We start from the raw sequence: 17,474 nt of genomic DNA on the forward strand, positions 1-17,474 counted from the left end.
GATGGACGAGACGCCCGCCCGGCTCCGGACTTTTCTTGCTGCGGGCGCGCCGGTCATCATCGCCGAACTCATTGCCGTGCGGGGCTCCAGCCCCAGGCGCGCAGGCACCTGGATGTTGATCACCGAAAGTGCGGTGCATGAAACCATCGGCGGCGGTGCCCTCGAATACATGGTGATTGCGCGTGCCCGGCAGGCGCTGCGTGACGGGCTTCCTGCCACGACGCTCGACGTGCCGCTCGGTCCCGAGATCGGCCAGTGCTGCGGGGGGCGTGTGGAGGTATCGCTCAAGGTCCTGTCGTCTGCCCGCGCATCGGCCCTGCTGGTCGAGGCGGAGACCGAACATGCGAACCGGCCACAGGTGCTGGTTTTCGGCGCGGGCCATGTCGGGCGGGCACTCGCGCAGTGCCTCGCGCTCCTCCCGGTCGCCGTGGAGATGGTCGATACGCGGCCGGACGTGCTGCAGGATCTGCCGGCAGGCGTCGTGGCGCGCGCGGTGGCCATGCCCGAAGCGCTGGTGCGTGCCGCGCGACCGGGCGCGGCCCATGTGATCGTCACGCATGACCACGCGCTCGACTTTCTGATCGCCGCCGAGGCGCTGGGCCGCGGCGATGCCGCCTATGTCGGAATGGTGGGTTCGAGAACGAAGCGGGCGCGTTTCGCCAGCTGGTACCTGTCCCAGGGCGGCAGCGAAGAGGCACTTTCGCGGCTGGTTCTGCCCATCGGCGCGCAAGGGCTCGGGGATAAACGTCCCGAGGTGATTGCAGCACTGGCGGCGGCCGAAATAATGGTCCACATTGGCCAGCGGGAAGCACGAGACGAGCGGGCCGTCACCACGAGCAGGGGGCGTGCCGTACATGAAAGCTGATATTGCACCGAGGCTGCAGCTTCGCGGCATAACCAAGCGTTTCCCCGGCGTTCTTGCCAATGACGATGTGAGCTTTGCGGTCCGCCCCGGCGAGATCCACGCGCTTCTGGGTGAGAACGGGGCCGGCAAATCCACCCTCGTCAAGATGATCTACGGGATCATGCAGCCCGATGCGGGGGAGATTTCCTGGAACGGGCACCCCGTCACCATCCCCAATCCCAAGGCCGCCCGGAAACTCGGCATCGGCATGGTCTTCCAGCACTTCTCGCTCTTTGAGGCGATGAGCGTGCTCGAGAACATCGCCCTCGGCATGGACGAAAGGCTTGGCCCGCGCGAGCTGTCGCGCCGGATTGCCGAGGTGATGGAGACCTACGGGCTGAAGCTCGATCCGCAGCGCATCGTTTCCACCCTGTCGGTTGGCGAGCGACAGCGGATCGAGATCGTGCGCGCGCTGCTTCTCGAGCCGCAATTGCTAATCATGGATGAGCCGACCTCGGTGCTGACGCCACAGGAGGTCGAGGGCCTTTTCGCCACGCTGCGCCAGCTGGCAAAGCGGGGCTGCTCCATCCTCTACATTTCCCACAAGCTCCATGAGATCAAGGCGCTCTGCGATACGGCGACCATTCTGCGCGGCGGTCGGCTGGTCGACACCTGTGATCCCAAGGCCGAAACCTCCCGGTCCATGGCCGAAAAGATGATCGGCGGCAGCCTCAAGGACATTCGCAAGGGAGAGGGGCGCAGCTTCGGGGCGCCCCGTTTCGTGCTCCGCGACCTCTCCACCCGCAGCGAAGACGAGTTCGGTGTCGCGATTGACCGTGCGAGCCTGACCGTTCGCGCAGGCGAGATCTTCGGGATCGCCGGGGTTGCCGGCAATGGCCAGAACGCGCTTCTCGATGCGCTTTCGGGCGAGGTGCTGGGCGAACGCGCCGACGCGATCACGCTCGATGGCACGGCCATCGGGCGGCTCTCCCCCAGCGAACGGCGGCGCAAGGGGCTCTGCGCGGTGCCCGAAGAGCGAAACGGGCATGCGGCGGTGGGCGACTTCACCCTTGCCGACAATGCGGTGCTCACCGCGCGAGACAGGCTCGGCATGGTCGGCGCCGGGCTCGTCGACAGGCGCAAGGCCCGCAGCTACACGGACAAGGTGATTGGCGCCTTTTCCGTGAAGGCGCTTGGCGCGCATTCGCTTGCCGGGTCGCTTTCGGGCGGCAATCTCCAGAAATTCATCATGGGGCGCGAAATCCTGCAGCGGCCCTCGGTCCTCGTCGTCAGCCAGCCCACCTGGGGTGTCGATGCGGGTGCGGCGGCTGCCATTCACCAGGCGATCGTCGATCTCGCTGCCGAAGGCTCGGCCGTTGTCGTGATCAGCCAGGATCTCGACGAGTTGCTCTCGCTCTGCGACACGCTCGCCGTGATCAACGAAGGCCGCCTCAGCAGCCCATTGAAGGTCGGGGAAGCCTCCATCGAGGAGATCGGGCTGCTCATGGGCGGGGTTCACGGCACCGAAGCCGAAGTGCATATCAACCCCGGAGGCGGCGTTGCAGTGGAAGCTTGAAAAGCGGCCCGAGCCGAGCCGGACCATGGTCTATGCAGCGCCCGTGCTTGCGGTGCTGCTGACGGCGATCGTCGGGGCGGCCATCTTCACCGCCATTGGTTATAACGGGGTAGGCGCGGTCCGGGAGATCTTCGTCACTCCCATCCTGAACCCGCTCAAATGGCAGGATCTTGGCATCAAGGCTGCGCCGCTGGTGCTGATCGCGGTCGGCCTCGCGATCGGATACCGGGCTAATGTCTGGAACATCGGCGCGGAGGGCCAGTACATTCTCGGCGGGCTGGCGGCGACGGCGGTTGCGCTTTCGACCCGAGACCTAGCAGGGCCCTGGATCCTGCCACTGATGGCGATTGCAGGGGTTGCAGGCGGAATGGCCTGGGCCGTCGTGCCTGCTGCGCTCAAGACACGTCTCAAAGTCAGCGAGATTCTGACGAGCCTGATGCTGACCTATGTGGCGATCCAGCTCCTCAACTATCTGGTGCTCGGCCCGTGGCGCGACCCGATGGGGTTCGGCTTCCCACAGACGCCACTTTTTACCGCCGACCAGGTACTACCCATCGTCGTGCCCCGGACGATCGTTCACCTCGGCGTTCCGATCGCGCTCGTGGTCGCGCTTATCGCCTGGTTCGTCATGGCGCGTTCGCTTTTCGGGTTTCAGATCCGGGTCGTGGGCGCCGCGCCGCAGGCCGCGCGCTATGGCGGGTTTTCGGCCAACAAGACAATCTGGCTCGCCCTCATGGTCAGCGGCGGGCTCGCAGGGCTTGCGGGCATGCTCGAGGTCGCGGGCACCTTCCAGCGCATGGTGCCGGGCTTTCCGACCAATTACGGGTTTACCGCCATCATCGTTGCCTTTCTGGGCCGGCTGAACCCGCTCGGCATCATCTTTGCCGGGTTCGCAATGTCGGTTGCGGTGGTGGGCGGCGAGGTGGCGCAGACGACGATCGGGCTGCCCAATGCGGCCGTCGGCATCTTCCAGTCGATGATGCTCTTTTTCCTTCTCGCCAGCGACGTCCTCGTCCGTTACCGGTTCCGCCGGGTCGGCGCCCAGCCAGCGGGGAGCGCAGCATGACCACGGAAATGCTGATCGCGATCATCATTACCGTCATCGGGGCCTCGACGCCGATCCTGATCGCGGCGCTCGGCGAACTGGTCGTCGAAAAGAGCGGTGTGCTCAATCTGGGCGTCGAAGGCATGATGTTGATCGGGGCGGTCACCGGGTTTGCCGTGACCTTCACCACGGGCAATCCTTGGCTCGGCATTGCATGTGCCGCCTTTGCCGGCATGGCGTCCTCGATGATCTTTGCGTTCCTGACGCTATCGCTCTCGGCCAATCAGGTGGCCACGGGCCTCGCGCTCACCATTTTCGGCACGGGCTATTCATCCCTGTTCGGGCAGGCCTTCACCGGCAGACCGATTACCCCGTTCCGGTCGATCTTTCCGCCCGAACTCGCGACCGATCCTGTTCTGCGCCTCATCTTCGGGCACAGTCCTCTTGTCTATTTCTCCCTCATCATGGTCGTTGCGGTCTGGTGGTTCCTCACCCGCAGCCGGGCCGGGCTCATCCTGCGCGCCGTGGGCGAGAACGATCTTTCCGCTCATTCGATCGGATATTCGGTGATCGGGGTGCGCTATGCGGCCGTCGCCTTCGGCGGGGCCATGGCCGGTATCGCCGGCAGCTGCTTTCCGCTGCTGCTTACCCCGCAATGGGCCGAACGGATGACCGCAGGGCGCGGATGGATTGCGCTGGCGCTCGTCGTTTTCGCCGCCTGGCGTCCGTTCCGCCTCCTCGCCGGCGCTTATCTCTTCGGGCTCGTCATGACGCTCGAGCTCTATGCGAAGGCGTCGGGCGGCGCCTTCTCCTTCCTTCCCGCCGAGCTCTGGGCCTCGCTGCCCTATCTCGCAACGATCTTGGTGCTGGTCCTCATCTCGCTCCGGCGAGCGGGCCATTCCAATGCCCCGGCCTGCCTCGGCAAGCCATTCATGCCTGCCAGCTAACACTGATGTCATCCAGGGAGACGACCATGACAATCATCACCCGCCGCACGGCCCTCAAGATCGGCGGTGCCGGCCTCGCGCTGCCGCTGCTGGGCAGCCGCGCCTTTGCCCAGGACGAGCCGCTCAAGATCGGCTTCGTCAATGTCGGTCCGCGCGACGACAATGGCTGGACCTATGGCCACTATGTCGGAATGCAGGCGCTCGAAGAGGAATTCGGCGACCGGATCGAGACGACCTTCGTCGAGAACGTTGCCGAGGGTCCCGATTGCGAGCGCGTGCTGCGCGAACTGGCCCAGCAGGGCCACAAGCTGATCTTTGCGACCAGCTTCGGGTTCGGCGACTATGTCATCCGCGTCGCGCGCGAGTTCCCGGACGTGATCTTCGAGCACGCAACCGGTTACCAGCGTTCGGAGAACGTCGGTACCTACAATGCCCGCTTCCACGAAGGCCGCGCCGTGATCGGCACCATCGCCGGGCATATGACCGAGACCAACCTCATCGGGTATATCGGCTCGTTCCCGATCCCCGAAGTGAACATGGGCATCAACGCTTTCACGCTCGCGGCCCAGAAGGTCAATCCGGACATCGAAGTCCGCGTCGTCTGGCTCTCCACCTGGAACGATCCCGCTCGCGAAGCCGACGCGGCGCGTGCGCTGATCGATCAGGGCTGCGACATTCTCGTGCAGCATACCGACGGCCCGGCGGCCCTGCAGGTCGCTGAGGAGCGTGGCATCATTGGCGGCTTCGGCCAGGGTGCCGATATGAGCGCCTTCGCGCCCAATGCGCACCTGTCCGCCATCATCGATATCTGGGGCCCGCACTACATCGCGGCCACCCAGAAGGTGCTCGACGGTACCTGGGAGTCGGGTGACAGCTGGCCTGGATTGGCTGAAGGCGAAGTGGTCATCGGCGACTACAACGAGAAGATCCCCGCCGATGTCGTTGAAGCGGCAGAAGCCGTGCGTCTCGGCATCATCGACGGCTCGATCGATCCCTTCACCGGCCCGATCGTTGACAACACCGGCACCGAGCGCGTCGCCGAGGGCGAGACGATCGATGATGCGGGCCTCTGGGCGATGGACTGGTACGTGCAGGGCGTCCAGTCGTAGGACTGAAAGTACGATGAGGGGGGCGCCCCCCTCATCCGACCCCGCGGGCCACCTTCTCCCACAAGGGGAGAGGGAAGACGCGCGGGGCGCTCCCGGTCGACAACCCTCTCCCCTTGTGGGAGAGGGTGGATCGCGCGCAACGCGAGAGGGGTGAGAGGGGCGCCACATGCGTCCACGCACCCGACCCCACCGCCAGAAGCGGCACTAGAGTACAAGCATGACTGATTTCGCGATCTTCTGGGAATGGCTCAGCTTCGCCGCACGGTGGCTGCACGTGATCACGGCCATCGCCTGGATAGGCTCGTCCTTTTATTTCATCGCGCTCGACCTCGGCCTGCGTAAGACGCCGAGCCTGCCGCCGCTTGCCCATGGCGAGGAGTGGCAGGTGCATGGCGGGGGCTTTTATCACATCAACAAATATCTGGTTGCGCCCGATTTCCTGCCCGAACACCTGACCTGGTTCAAATGGGAAAGCTACGCGACCTGGCTTTCCGGGTTCACGCTGCTCGTCATCGTCTACTATGTCGGTGCCGACCTCTATCTCATCGACCGAAACGTTCTCGACGTGCCGCAGTGGGGTGCGATCCTGATCTCGATCGGTTCGATCGCCCTGGGCTGGGTACTTTACGACGCGCTCTGCAAGTCCCCGCTCGGCAACAGCCAGAACGGGTTGATGCTGATCCTGTTCGCCATCCTCACTGCCATGGCCTGGGCCTATACGCAGGTGTTCACCGGCCGTGCGGCAATGCTGCATATGGGGGCATTTACCGCCACGATCATGAGCGCCAACGTGTTCATGATCATCATCCCGAACCAGAAAAAGGTCGTGGCGACGCTGAAAGCCGGCGGCGTGCCGGACGCGATCTACGGGAAAATTGCCAAGCAGCGCTCGCTCCACAACAACTACCTGACGCTCCCCGTCATTTTCTTCATGCTCTCGAGCCACTATCCGCTGGCTTTCGCAACGCAGTACAACTGGCTGATCGCGAGCCTGATCTTCCTCGTGGGCGTCGTCATCCGGCACTATTTCAATACCCGCCATGCCCGTAAGGGCAACCCGCACTGGACCTGGGCAGTGGCTGTGGTGCTCTTTCTCGTCATCGCATGGCTCTCGACGGCGCCCAAATTTGACGCGGGCGCAAACAGTGTCGCTTCGGCCAGTGCGGAGCGGTTCATGCAGGCCAGCCATTTCGAGGCGGCGCGCGACACGGTCCTCACGCGCTGTTCGATGTGCCATACGGCCGAGCCCGTCTGGGACGGCGTCCATCAGGCGCCCAAGAACGTTCACCTCGATACCGAAGCGGCCATCGCCAATCATGCCCATGAGATCGTGATGCAGTCGGGCTGGTCGCACGCGATGCCGCCGGGCAATCTGACCGGCATGACCGATGCCGAGCGGGCGTTGCTGGTCGCCTGGTTCCGCGAAGGGCAGGGACGATGACCCGCACGCTACTGCGCGGGCGGGTGCTCGAATTTGTTGCGGAGCCGCAGGGGCCTGATGATCAGGCGAGCTATCGCCTGATCGAGGATGGCGCGATCCTGATCGAAAATGGCCGGATCGTGCAGACCGGGCCGTTCTCGACCGCGCTGGCCGAGAGCGCCGAGGTGATCGATCATCGGCCGCACCTCCTGCTGCCCGGCTTCATCGACGCCCATATCCATTTCCCGCAGATGCAGGTGATCGGTTCCTACGCCGCGGCACTGCTCGAATGGCTCGAAAAATACACCTTCATCGCCGAGCAGCGCTTTGCCGATCCCGAGCACGCGGAGCGGATCGCCTCCCGCTTTTTCGATGAGCTGATCCGGCACGGAACGACCACCGCGGCGGCCTATTGCTCGGTCCATCCGCAATCGGTCGATGCGTTCTTTTCAGAGGCCGGCAAGCGCAACATGGCCATGATCGGCGGCAAGGTCATGATGGACCGCAATGCCCCCGAGGCACTGCGTGACACGCCGCAGACAGGCTTCGATGACACCGTTCGCCTGATCGAGGCCTGGCATGGACGGGGCCGGGCGCATTACGCGATAACGCCCCGCTTTGCGATCACGTCGAGCCCGGAGCAGATGGAAATGGCCCAGGCGCTGGCCCAGTCCTATCCCGATTGCCACATCCAGACTCATCTCTCGGAGAATCTCGACGAGATCGCTTTTGCCAGGAGCCTCTACCCGAACCTGAGGGACTATACGGGCATCTATGAGCATTACGGCCTGCTCGGGCCGAAGACGCTGCTCGGTCATGCGATCCACCTCTCAGAGCGGGAGGTGAGCCTGCTCGCCGAAACCCGGTCGGTCGCGGTCTTCTGTCCGACCTCCAACCTCTTCATCGGTTCTGGCCTCTTCGATCTCGATCGCTTGCGGCGGGCTGACGTTCGGATCGCCGTTGCGACCGATGTCGGCGGGGGCACCAGCTACTCGATGTTGCGAACGCTCGACGAGGGTTACAAGGTCCTGCAGCTGCGCGGGCAGCGGCTGGATCCGCTCCGTTCGATCTATATGGCGACACTGGGAAATGCCCGTGCGCTGGGGCTCGAGGACGAAATCGGGACGTTGAGGGCTGGCTCGGCGGCGGACATCGTCGTTTTGGACGCGCGGGCGACCCCGCAGATGGACCTGCGGATGGAAACGGTCGAAACGCTGGCCGAAGAGCTGTTTCTGCTCCAGACCTGCGGCGACGACCGGGCAGTGCGGGAAACCTATGTGGCCGGCCGGCCGCTGAAGGGCATGCTCGCGCCCTGAGCCTTGCAGATCATGCAAATGACGCATTCCGGGCAGCGAAGGGCTTGAGCCGGGCGCGTCACTGTGTCACGACCCTGTTGCCGTACCGGCGGGGACGCCGGCGGGGTCATGCGCATCCAAGGAGTTTCGTGCCAATGCCCAACTATCTCGACAAGCGCGGCCTGAAGGTCGATGCGGCGCTCGCCGCTTTCGTGGAGACAGAAGCGCTGGCTGGCACGGGCGTCTCTGCCGAAGACTTCTGGTCCGGCCTCGAGAGCCTCGTTTCGCGCTTCTCACAACGCAATCGCGAACTGCTGAAGATCCGGGACCGCCTGCAGAGCGAGATCGACGACTGGCACCGATCGCACGGTCCCGCGACCGCGGACCTTGCGGGCTACGAGCAGTTCCTGCGCGACATCGGGTACCTCGTCGAGGAGCCCGGAGAGTTCACGATCGAAACTGAGGGTCTGGATCCCGAAATTTCCAGCCTCTGCGGTCCGCAGCTCGTCGTGCCCGTTTCCAATGCGCGTTACGCCCTCAACGCTGCCAATGCCCGGTGGGGCAGCCTCTACGATGCGCTCTACGGCACGGATGCCGTATCCCGCGATGGCGATCTCGCCCCCGGCCGCGGCTTCAACGCCGCGCGGGGAGCGGCGGTCGTTGCCCGCGCAGCGGAGTTCCTCGACGATAGCTTTCCTCTGGCCAAGGGCAGCCACCGGGACGTGACCGCTTATACCGTCCTCGATACGGCCGGTGTTGCGGCGCTCGTGCTCGATACGACGGCCGGTCCGACGACGCTCGCCGACAAGACCCAGTTCGCCGGTTATCGCGAGGACGGCGGGCGCGCAGGGATCCTGCTGGTGCATAACGGGCTCCACGCCGAACTCGTACTCGATCGGGAGAACCCGATCGGTGCGCACCACCCGGCAGGGCTTGCCGACATCGTGCTCGAAAGCGCGCTGACGACCATCCAGGATTGCGAGGATTCGGTTGCCGCCGTCGATGCGGAAGACAAGATCGGCGTTTACCGCAACTGGCTCGGGCTGATGACCGGCTCGCTCGTCGAGCGCTTCGAGAAGGGCGGCAAGACTGTCGAGCGGCGGCTGAACCCCGATCTCACCTTCACTGCGCCGGACGGAAAGCCGCTCGTTCTTAAAGGGCGCGCCCTGTTGCTCGTGCGGAATGTCGGGCATCTGATGACCACGCGAGCCGTGCTCGACGCCGAGGATCGCCCGATAGGCGAGGGCCTGCTCGACGCCGCGATCACCGTACTCTGCGCCAAGAGCGATCGCACCAATTCCCGCACCGGCGCGATCTATGTGGTCAAGCCCAAGATGCATGGGCCCGACGAAGTGGCGTTCGCCTGCGAGATCTTCGGTGCTGTCGAAGAGATGCTGGGGCTCAAGCCCAACACCGTCAAGATCGGGATCATGGACGAGGAGCGGCGCACCTCCGCCAATCTCAAGGCCGCAATCCATGCTGCGCGAGAGCGCGTCTTCTTCATCAATACCGGCTTCCTCGACCGGACCGGTGATGAAATTCACACCGCGATGGAAGCCGGCCCCGTGCTGCGCAAGGACGACATCAAGTCCGAGCGCTGGATTTCGGCCTATGAGGACCGCAACGTGCTGATCGGGCTCGCCTGCGGCTTTTCGGGCCGGGCGCAGATCGGCAAAGGCATGTGGGCGCGGCCTGATGACATGGCCGAGATGCTGAAGCAGAAGATCGGTCATCCGCGTTCGGGCGCCAATTGTGCGTGGGTCCCGAGCCCGACCGCCGCGACGCTCCATGCCCTTCACTATCATGCCGTCAATGTGTTCGAGGCGCAGAAGCGGCGGCATAACGAGCCGACCCCCGGTCTGGAGACGCTCTTTTCCATGCCGGTTCTCGATGCCACGACACTGGCCCACGACCAGATCGTGCGTGAACTCGAGAATAACGCGCAGGGCATTCTGGGTTATGTGGTGCGCTGGGTGCAACAGGGCGTAGGCTGCTCGAAGGTGCCCGACCTCAACAATGTCGCCCTCATGGAAGACCGTGCGACCTGCCGCATATCGAGCCAGGCGGTGGCGAACTGGCTGCGCCATGGGCTCGTCTCCAAGGAAGAGGTCACCGACACGTTCGAGAGGATGGCGAGCGTCGTCGACCAGCAGAACGCGGGCGATCCGCTTTACCGCCCGATGGCCGGCAACTTCCAGTCCGTCGCGTTTCAGGCGGCGCTCGATCTGGCGCTGCATGGAGCCGACCAGCCCTCGGGCTATACCGAGCCGATCCTCCATGCCCGGCGTGAAAAGGTGAAGGCCCGGGACGCCGTCTGACCGATTGCCCCTCCTCGCTCCGGGGAGGGGTCACTCCCTCAGATCATAAACCGGCAGGCTGATTGCGGTCGGCCGGGTGGGGTCGTGAAAGATTTCCATGAACGAAGGGACGAGGGTGGTCGTCGTGCCCGCAGGCTCGTCGGTGCCTGTGTTCCGGGCATAGCGCGGATGCGCTCCCGAAGAGATCTGCAAGCGCAGGGAATGGTCACGCTTGAAGCAATGGGCGGTGGCATGGAGCTTGAACTGCAGTCGCCAGATGTCGTCCGGCACGGCCGGCGCGGCCGACGTCATGCGTATGAAGCCGTCGCAGATGTTGGTCGATATGCCGTCCGGTGAGACGTCGCAGAGCTTCACGAAGAAATCGGCATTCGGGATGGATGCCCTCGCGTAAAGGGTCACCCGCACGTTTCCGATGACCGTCAGCGGCACGTTCAGCGGCTCGGAGGTATAGACCAGCACGTCCGCACGGGCTTCGAGCGTTTTCTGGTCAACTGGTCCTGCGCCGGTGAAGGCAAAGATCGCGCCGCCGAGATTGGGGGTCGGCCTGCGCGGATCATATCGGTAGCGATCGGGCTCCGACGCACGCACCGGGCGCCGCGACAGGACCTTGTCGGGATGGATGTGCCAGATCTGGTCGTCGGCGGGCCCCGGCGGGTAGGCGTCGAAGTCCCGCCATTCGTTCATGCCGGAAATCTCGAGCCGCACCGGCCTTTCGCGCAGGCCTTCCCGCTCACCCAGAAGGTGGGCCCGCATCCAGGTCAGCGTTTCCCGGATCGAGGCGCCCTGAAGCGCATTCGAGACGTGGTACCAGTTGCCGATCGTCAGGTAGGGCGTGTGCCCGCTATAGGTCAGCGTCTCGTAGTCACGCAGCAACTGGTCGACCATGAAATCGTACCAGCCCGAGATGAAATGGTTGGGCGGCGTGCGCGGCCCCAGCCGATGGGTGTGGTCCAGATCCTCCCAGAACGCGTCATTGCCGATGGCCTCCGTCATCCAGCGGCGCCAGAAGCCTACTTCTCGGCCCACCACGCGCTTGTCCGCATCGATGAGGGGAAGGGTCATGGAGGCTTTCTGTGTCCGCCGTTCGATGCCGCCCGAGAACATGCGCCGGGCGATGGTGGCGGGGTTTTTCCTCAGGCCCTCGACAGTCTGCAGCCAGCCCAGCCACAGCCCCAGATGGAAGGCCCCACCGGGAAAGACCACACTTCGAAACTCGGAGCTCGAAACCTTGGTCGCCATGGCGGCGCCCTTGGGGAGGGCATCGCAGATCGCCCATTGCGCATAGCCCAGATAGGATGGGCCGGTGGTGCCGAGCCGCCCATCGTAGAAGGGCTGGGCCTTGAGCCAGGCGAGGGTTGCAAGGCCATCGGCGCGTTCATTGGTCAGCGGATCAAACTCGCCCTCCGAGCTGCCCGTGCCCCTGCAGGCCTGCAGGACGACATTGAACCCGCGCTCGGCATAAGCCTCGGCGACGGTTGCAAAGCCCTTGGTGCCGTAGGGAACGCGCATGAGGAGGGTTGGATAATCGCCGGACTTTCGCGGACGATGGATTTCGGTGGAAAGCGAGATGCCGTCGGGCATCTTGACCATCTCCGTTTCGGGACGACGCGCCCGACCGGTCCGCTTGGGCAGATCGTAGAGCCGGGCTAGAAAATGGCTGGCAATGCTCATCGGGGCTCAGACGAAGTCGAAGGCGTCGACGTCGAACAGGCCCCTGTCCGTCATCTTCAGATGCGGGATGACCGGCAGCGCGAGGAAGGCGACCTGCAGGAAAGGCTCGGGGAGGGGGCAACCCAGATCACGGGCCGCGCTGCGAAGTGCCTCCAGGCCGTGGGCGACCGTTTCGAAAGGCTCGGTGCTCATGAGCCCGGCTATTGGCAAGGCCAGCTCAGCCGTGACCACTCCGTCATCGGCGACCGCGAAGCCGCCCCCCATCTCGATCAGCCTGTTCACCGCGACCGCCATGTCTTCATCACTGGCGCCAACGACGGTGATGTTGTGGCTGTCATGGCCGACCGAGGATGCAATCGCACCGCGGGTCAGCCCGAAGCCCGTAACGAAACCCCGGCCGACATTGCCGTTTCGCCCGTGGCGCTCGACCACGGCGACCTTGATGACGTCGGAGGCGAGATCCGGCATGAGGCCGGTCTCTCCCACTTCGAGCGTCGCGCTCTCGCGAAAGGTGAGGATGAGGCCGGGGCGGACCCCGATCACCGGGATCTCGTTGCGGCCGGGCCGGGGCGGCGTATCGAATGTGCGCGGTGTGACGGGTTTCGCCTTCATCGAGGACAGGCCGATAGGGGCAATGGAGCGGCGGGCATTGAACCGCTCCTGTGTCACCAGCCGCCCGCCCGCGACAACGTCCGAGACGGTGCAATCCTCCAGGCTGTCCAGCAGCACGATATCGGCTCGCCATCCGGGTGCGATGAGGCCACGATCCCGAAGTCCGAAGATGCGCGCTGCTGAGTGGCTTGCGGCGCGATAGACATGATGGAGCGGACAGCCCTTGGCGATGAGGCGCCTGATCGAGTTGTCGAGATGGCCTTCCTCGGCGATGTCGAGCGGATTGCGATCATCGGTGCAGAGCGCGACAAAGCTCGAACTATCGGCATCGAGGATTTCGGAGAGCGCGTCGAGGTCTTTGGAGACGGACCCTTCCCGGATCAGGATGGCCATGCCCTTGGCGAGCTTTTCGCGCGCTTCGGCGGCGCTCGTCGCTTCATGGTCGGTACGGATGCCGGCTGCGAGGTAGCCGTTGAGTGCGGTGCCCGAAAGCAGTGGGGCATGCCCATCGATGTGCCCGTCCTGGAAGGCTGCGAGCTTTGCGAGGATCCCCGGATCTCCAGCCAGCACGCCCGGAAAATTCATCATTTCGGCGAGCCCGAGCGCTTTGGGATGCTCGAGAAAGGGCAGGAGGTCGGCGATTTCGAGCGCTGCGCCGGAGGTTTCGAATCCCGTAGCCGGCACGCAGGACGAGAGATTGACCCTGATGTCCATCAGCGTGCGTTCGGCGCAGGCGAGAAACCAGGCAATGCCCTCCGCGCCGAGCACGTTGGCGATCTCGTGCGGGTCGCAGAGTGCGGTGGTGACCCCATGCGGCAGCACGCAGCGATCGAACTCCAGCGGCGTGATGAGCGAGGACTCGATGTGCAGATGCGTGTCGATGAAACCCGGAACCGCAAAGCGCCCCTTGCCCTCGATCACTTCGAGCCCTTCATAGCGCGCATGGGTGCCGACGATCCGATCGCCCACGATTGCGATATCCGTGCTTGTTATCGAACCCGTGACGACGTCGAGCAAGCGGACGTCGCGGACAACGCGCTCGGCCGGCTCACTGCCGGTTCCCGCCCTGATCATGCCGGCGAGGTCTTGGGGAGAAATCATCGTAAAATCCAGAGGCGACGCTATGCCCCCAGCGTCCGCCCTCACGTGCTCGTGGTCAAGCCCTGCTGGAACCCTACACAGGATTGTGGAGTTGAGCGGATGACACAAAAAGGGGCGTCACCATGGAAACTTACGATCCGAAAAAGAACACAACCGAGGTCCGGCAGGGCAACGCGCGACGGATGAACCTGCCGCCGCTGCTGATCGGGCTCGCAGCCGTGATCATCCTGTTTGCCATCATATTCTTCGTCTTCACGGCGAACACCCCGCCGACTGCCAACTGACGGTGCACCGAAAATGCCGAGGCTGAAGAAGGTCACGCGAGCTGAGCTCACGGTCGAGCGCAGACGGCGGGGCAAGGGCTACAGCTATCATGACTGTGATGGAAACCGGGTCGACGACCCGGCTTTTCTCGCCCGGGCGCGCGCGCTCGGCATTCCGCCGGCATGGAAATCGGTTCGCATTGCCCTTGCTCAGAATGCGCATATCCAATGCTGCGGCATCGATGATGCAGGACGGGTGCAATACATCTACCACGCCGACTGGGAAAAGAAGCGCAGCCTCAAAAAACATACGCGGCTTACCTTACTCACCCTCGCATTGCCTCGGGTGCGTCGGCGCATTGCCCGGGACCTGAGTGCGGAGGAGGGCAGCCAGGCTCTGGCGCTCGCGATCGGCGTGGCCCTCATCGACAGGACGGCAATGCGGGTGGGTCGCGAACGCTATCTCGAAGCGTCGGGGACCCGCGGTGCCGGTACGCTTTATGCGCGCGATGTCACAGTGGATGGATCTGAAATCTGCACGAGTTTTACGGCGAAGGGCGGCAAGGCAGCTCGATATTGCTTCGAAGACGCAAGGCTCGCCGCCGCCATTTCGCGCATCAAGACGCTGCCGGGCAAGCGGCTCCTGGTCTATCGCGATGACGCAGGGAAAGTGCGGCCCATCAAGACGGAATCCCTCAACGCCTATCTTCGCCAGATCGCGGGGGTGGACGTCTCTGCAAAGGATTTCCGCACGCTGCACGCGAGCGCCATGGCGGCGGAGGCTCTCGCGGCTCTCGAGCCCGGCGGATCGGAATCGGCTCGCAAACGGCAGATCGCGAGCGTCGCGCGGCAGGTGTCCGAATTCCTGCAAAACACGCCGATGATCTGCCGCAAAAGCTATATCGCGCCGTGCCTCTTCACGCTCTTCGATAAGGGGCGCCTTGCCGACCTCTGGAGTGCAGACGCTTCGGGACCTTCGGGATTGAAGCAGCGCGAGCGCAGGCTCGGCGCCGTGCTGGCAGCAATCGCCTAGCGGCCGCGTGCGGCGCGAGCGTCCCGCACCTGGGTCGCGTTCTTGAACACGGCTTCGATAACGTCCGCTGCAAGCGGGGGCGACAGTAGGTAGCCCTGGAAGATGTTGCACTGCATGCGGGTGAGAGCCGCAAGCTGCACATGGGTCTCGACGCCCTCGGCCGTCACGGCAATATCCATTGCGTGCGCGAGGCTGATGATGGCCTGGACGATCGCATTCGACACCCCGTCGGCAGAAAGCTGCGAGACGAAGGACCGGTCGATCTTGATCCGGTCGACCGGATAGCGCTTCAGATAGTTCAGCGAGGAATACCCCGTACCGAAATCGTCGAGGGCGATCTGGATGCCTGCGCTGCGGAACCGGCCGAGCGCTGCGGTGGTCGCCGGATCGTCCTCGATAAGTATGGATTCGGTGATTTCCAGCTCCAGGTCCGCTGGTGCCATCCCGGTTTCGGCGAGAAGCGACAGAACACGATCCGGGAAGTCAGGCCGCCGCAGCTGGGTCGGCGAAATGTTCACGGCGATCGTCATGCCCGGCCACTGGGCTCCCATTTCGCACGCGGCACGAAGGACGACCTCTCCGAGCTCATCGATCAGCCCTGCGCTTTCGGCAACCGGAATGAACCGCGCTGGAGAGACGGTGCCAAGCCGGGGATTGCTCCAGCGGGCGAGGGCCTCGGCCCCGCAGACAACGCCGCCGACCCGGTTGAAGAGAGGCTGGAACTCCACGCGCAACTGGTCGGTGTCGCGCAAGGCTTCACGCAACTCCGCTTCGATCGTCTGCCGGTCCTGCAGCACGTCGTTCATCGCCTCGGCGTAGATCACCGCCTGTCCGCGACCGGCTCCTTTGGCTTCATAGAGGGCAATATCCGCGCGTCGGGTGAGTTCGCGCCTGTCGATTCCCGGCTCGTCCGCGGCTGCAATGCCGATGCTCACACCCACGAAGGCTTCGCTGCCCAACACTTCGAAGGGTCGGCCGACAGCAGCGATCACCGCGTCGGCCAGCGACAGCGCGCCTTCGACGCCGCCCACGCTGCGGTGGATGATCGCGAATTCATCGCCCCCGAGCCGTGCGATCATGTCCTCGGAAGCGACCAGCTCGGCGAGGCGCTGCCCGACTGCGCGGATCAGATCGTCGCCGGCCTGGTGCCCGAGCGTGTCGTTCACCTGCTTAAAGCGATCAAGGTCGAGCAGCAGCACGACAAGCGTCTCGCCCTCCGGCGGCTCGGCCAAGAGCGACCGGCTCAGTACGCGATCGAAATATGCGCGGTTGGGCAGGCCGGTCAGCGGATCATGGCTGGCTTCATGATGCGCCTGACGCCGACCGCGTTCCAGGGCCTGCGAGGTGCGGCGCAGCCGGTCGATCAGGAGGAAAACGATGGCCGTGGCGACGAGAAATGCGATCGCCAGGACTGGGCCGGTCTGCTGCAGCATGATCGTGCCGGGCCGGTAGAGCGTCCAGTTGAGGAACGTTACGAACCGGCCGGAAGCGTTGCGGACCGGATATGCGGCGCGGTCGGCGCCTGCTTCCTCGGCCTGGGAGAAGCGCGGTGCATCGAGCATGTATTGTGCCGAGAGCCGGCCGGCGAACGCCGCGTCGAAGCTGACGAAACTGACGAGAAAATACTCGCTGCCCGAAACCTGCGGGATGGTGCGGGTGTCGGAGCGGATCGGCATGACGGACAGGACGCCGGGTTGGCCGGCAAGGTCAACGATGTCAACGATATGCGGGAGGACGGTATCTTCATTGCTGCGGGGTCTCTCCTGGGCCCCATTCAGGAGCATCCGGCGCAGCAGTTGCGCATGCTGGCGCACTATTAAGAGCTCGTCAGCGATTTCTTCGGGCGCGATCTCGACACCGCGCGCGCTGGCATAGATAGCAATGTCGTTGTCGTCGAGAACCAGAATGCGGTCATGGCCCAGATAGCCATGCATCCAGACGCCGAGATTGGCGTGCACCCACTCCCGGTCGAACCCGAGCCGCGTGTAGCCGACTGCCTGGTCCCAGAGGGCGAAGCTTTCCTGTCCGTGGGGGATCGAGCGCAGGTTCTCGGATATGGCGTTGGCGACCACCCGCGTCTGGCGGCTTGCCGAACGCGCATCGACCTCATCGGCTGACCAGAGGGCAAAGCCGATCACGACAATAGCCGTGGCAAGCAGCGTCGCCACGAGCGGGGCGAGTAACCCTGCCGTCAGCTGCCATTGCTTGATCTCGTTTGTCTTGGCCTGCATTGGCCTCCC

At 64.3% G+C, this 17,474-nt stretch carries 13 protein-coding genes; 10 read left to right on the top strand and 3 right to left on the bottom strand.

Features of this window, described 5'->3' with window-relative positions:
* The first annotated feature begins 1 nt into the window (after position 1).
* The 8 genes from xdhC to EMQ25_RS02980 all read left to right on the top strand — a co-directional run bounded on the left by xdhC (position 2) and on the right by EMQ25_RS02980 (position 10,554).
* Entirely contained in the window at positions 2 to 865 is an 864-nt protein-coding gene (xdhC, locus tag EMQ25_RS02945) for a xanthine dehydrogenase accessory protein XdhC (RefSeq protein WP_127187049.1), read from the top strand.
* Positions 855 to 2,420 carry an ABC transporter ATP-binding protein gene (locus EMQ25_RS02950; RefSeq protein WP_127187050.1) on the top strand — a complete coding sequence of 522 codons (1,566 nt, stop codon included), beginning with the start codon at positions 855 to 857 and terminating at the stop codon, positions 2,418 to 2,420. Before xdhC ends, EMQ25_RS02950 begins: the two co-directional genes overlap by 11 nt.
* Positions 2,404 to 3,486: an ABC transporter permease gene (locus EMQ25_RS02955; protein ID WP_204569834.1), complete on the top strand. Its 1,083-nt coding sequence runs from the start codon at positions 2,404 to 2,406 to the stop codon at positions 3,484 to 3,486. Before EMQ25_RS02950 ends, EMQ25_RS02955 begins: the two co-directional genes overlap by 17 nt.
* On the top strand, positions 3,483 to 4,412 hold the full coding sequence (locus tag EMQ25_RS02960; RefSeq protein WP_244606446.1) for an ABC transporter permease: 930 nt from the start codon (positions 3,483 to 3,485) through the stop codon (positions 4,410 to 4,412). The genes EMQ25_RS02955 and EMQ25_RS02960 overlap by 4 nt, the downstream gene beginning before the upstream one ends.
* A 26-nt stretch (positions 4,413 to 4,438) precedes the next feature.
* Positions 4,439 to 5,521 (top strand): BMP family ABC transporter substrate-binding protein, encoded by a 1,083-nt coding sequence (locus tag EMQ25_RS02965; RefSeq protein ID WP_127187051.1) that lies wholly within the window; start codon positions 4,439 to 4,441, stop codon positions 5,519 to 5,521.
* 217 nt (positions 5,522 to 5,738) lie between these two features.
* Positions 5,739 to 6,962: a urate hydroxylase PuuD gene (locus EMQ25_RS02970; protein ID WP_127187052.1), complete on the top strand. Its 1,224-nt coding sequence runs from the start codon at positions 5,739 to 5,741 to the stop codon at positions 6,960 to 6,962.
* Complete coding sequence (guaD, locus tag EMQ25_RS02975; RefSeq protein ID WP_127187053.1) at positions 6,959 to 8,257, top strand: guanine deaminase; 1,299 nt, start codon at positions 6,959 to 6,961, stop codon at positions 8,255 to 8,257. The genes EMQ25_RS02970 and guaD overlap by 4 nt, the downstream gene beginning before the upstream one ends.
* Before the next feature lie 134 nt (positions 8,258 to 8,391).
* A complete protein-coding gene (locus EMQ25_RS02980) occupies positions 8,392 to 10,554 on the top strand; it encodes a malate synthase G (protein ID WP_127187054.1) in 2,163 nt (720 codons plus the stop codon).
* Positions 10,555 to 10,584: 30 nt separating this feature from the next.
* Here the strand turns inward: EMQ25_RS02980 and EMQ25_RS02985 are convergent, their stop codons facing one another.
* Both EMQ25_RS02985 and ade read right to left on the bottom strand, forming a co-directional pair.
* Positions 10,585 to 12,225: a CocE/NonD family hydrolase gene (locus EMQ25_RS02985; RefSeq protein ID WP_127187055.1), complete on the bottom strand. Its 1,641-nt coding sequence runs from the start codon at positions 12,223 to 12,225 to the stop codon at positions 10,585 to 10,587.
* A 6-nt stretch (positions 12,226 to 12,231) separates the two neighbouring features.
* Positions 12,232 to 13,938 carry an adenine deaminase gene (gene ade / locus EMQ25_RS02990; protein ID WP_127187056.1) on the bottom strand — a complete coding sequence of 569 codons (1,707 nt, stop codon included), beginning with the start codon at positions 13,936 to 13,938 and terminating at the stop codon, positions 12,232 to 12,234.
* A gap of 122 nt (positions 13,939 to 14,060) precedes the next feature.
* Here ade and EMQ25_RS17965 point away from each other — a divergent pair, with 122 nt between their 5' ends.
* Together EMQ25_RS17965 and EMQ25_RS02995 are read left to right on the top strand one after the other, a co-directional pair.
* Positions 14,061 to 14,222, top strand: coding sequence for a hypothetical protein (locus EMQ25_RS17965; RefSeq protein ID WP_158625936.1), 162 nt, complete (start codon positions 14,061 to 14,063; stop codon positions 14,220 to 14,222).
* 13 nt (positions 14,223 to 14,235) lie between these two features.
* A complete protein-coding gene (locus EMQ25_RS02995) occupies positions 14,236 to 15,234 on the top strand; it encodes a DNA topoisomerase IB (protein ID WP_127187057.1) in 999 nt (332 codons plus the stop codon).
* Here EMQ25_RS02995 and EMQ25_RS03000 read toward each other — a convergent pair.
* Positions 15,231 to 17,465 carry a putative bifunctional diguanylate cyclase/phosphodiesterase gene (locus EMQ25_RS03000; protein WP_127187058.1) on the bottom strand — a complete coding sequence of 745 codons (2,235 nt, stop codon included), beginning with the start codon at positions 17,463 to 17,465 and terminating at the stop codon, positions 15,231 to 15,233. The genes EMQ25_RS02995 and EMQ25_RS03000 overlap by 4 nt on opposite strands.
* Positions 17,466 to 17,474 lie beyond the last annotated feature (9 nt).

The organism is Arsenicitalea aurantiaca (assembly GCF_003994485.1).
Lineage (GTDB): Bacteria > Pseudomonadota > Alphaproteobacteria > Rhizobiales > Devosiaceae > Arsenicitalea > Arsenicitalea aurantiaca.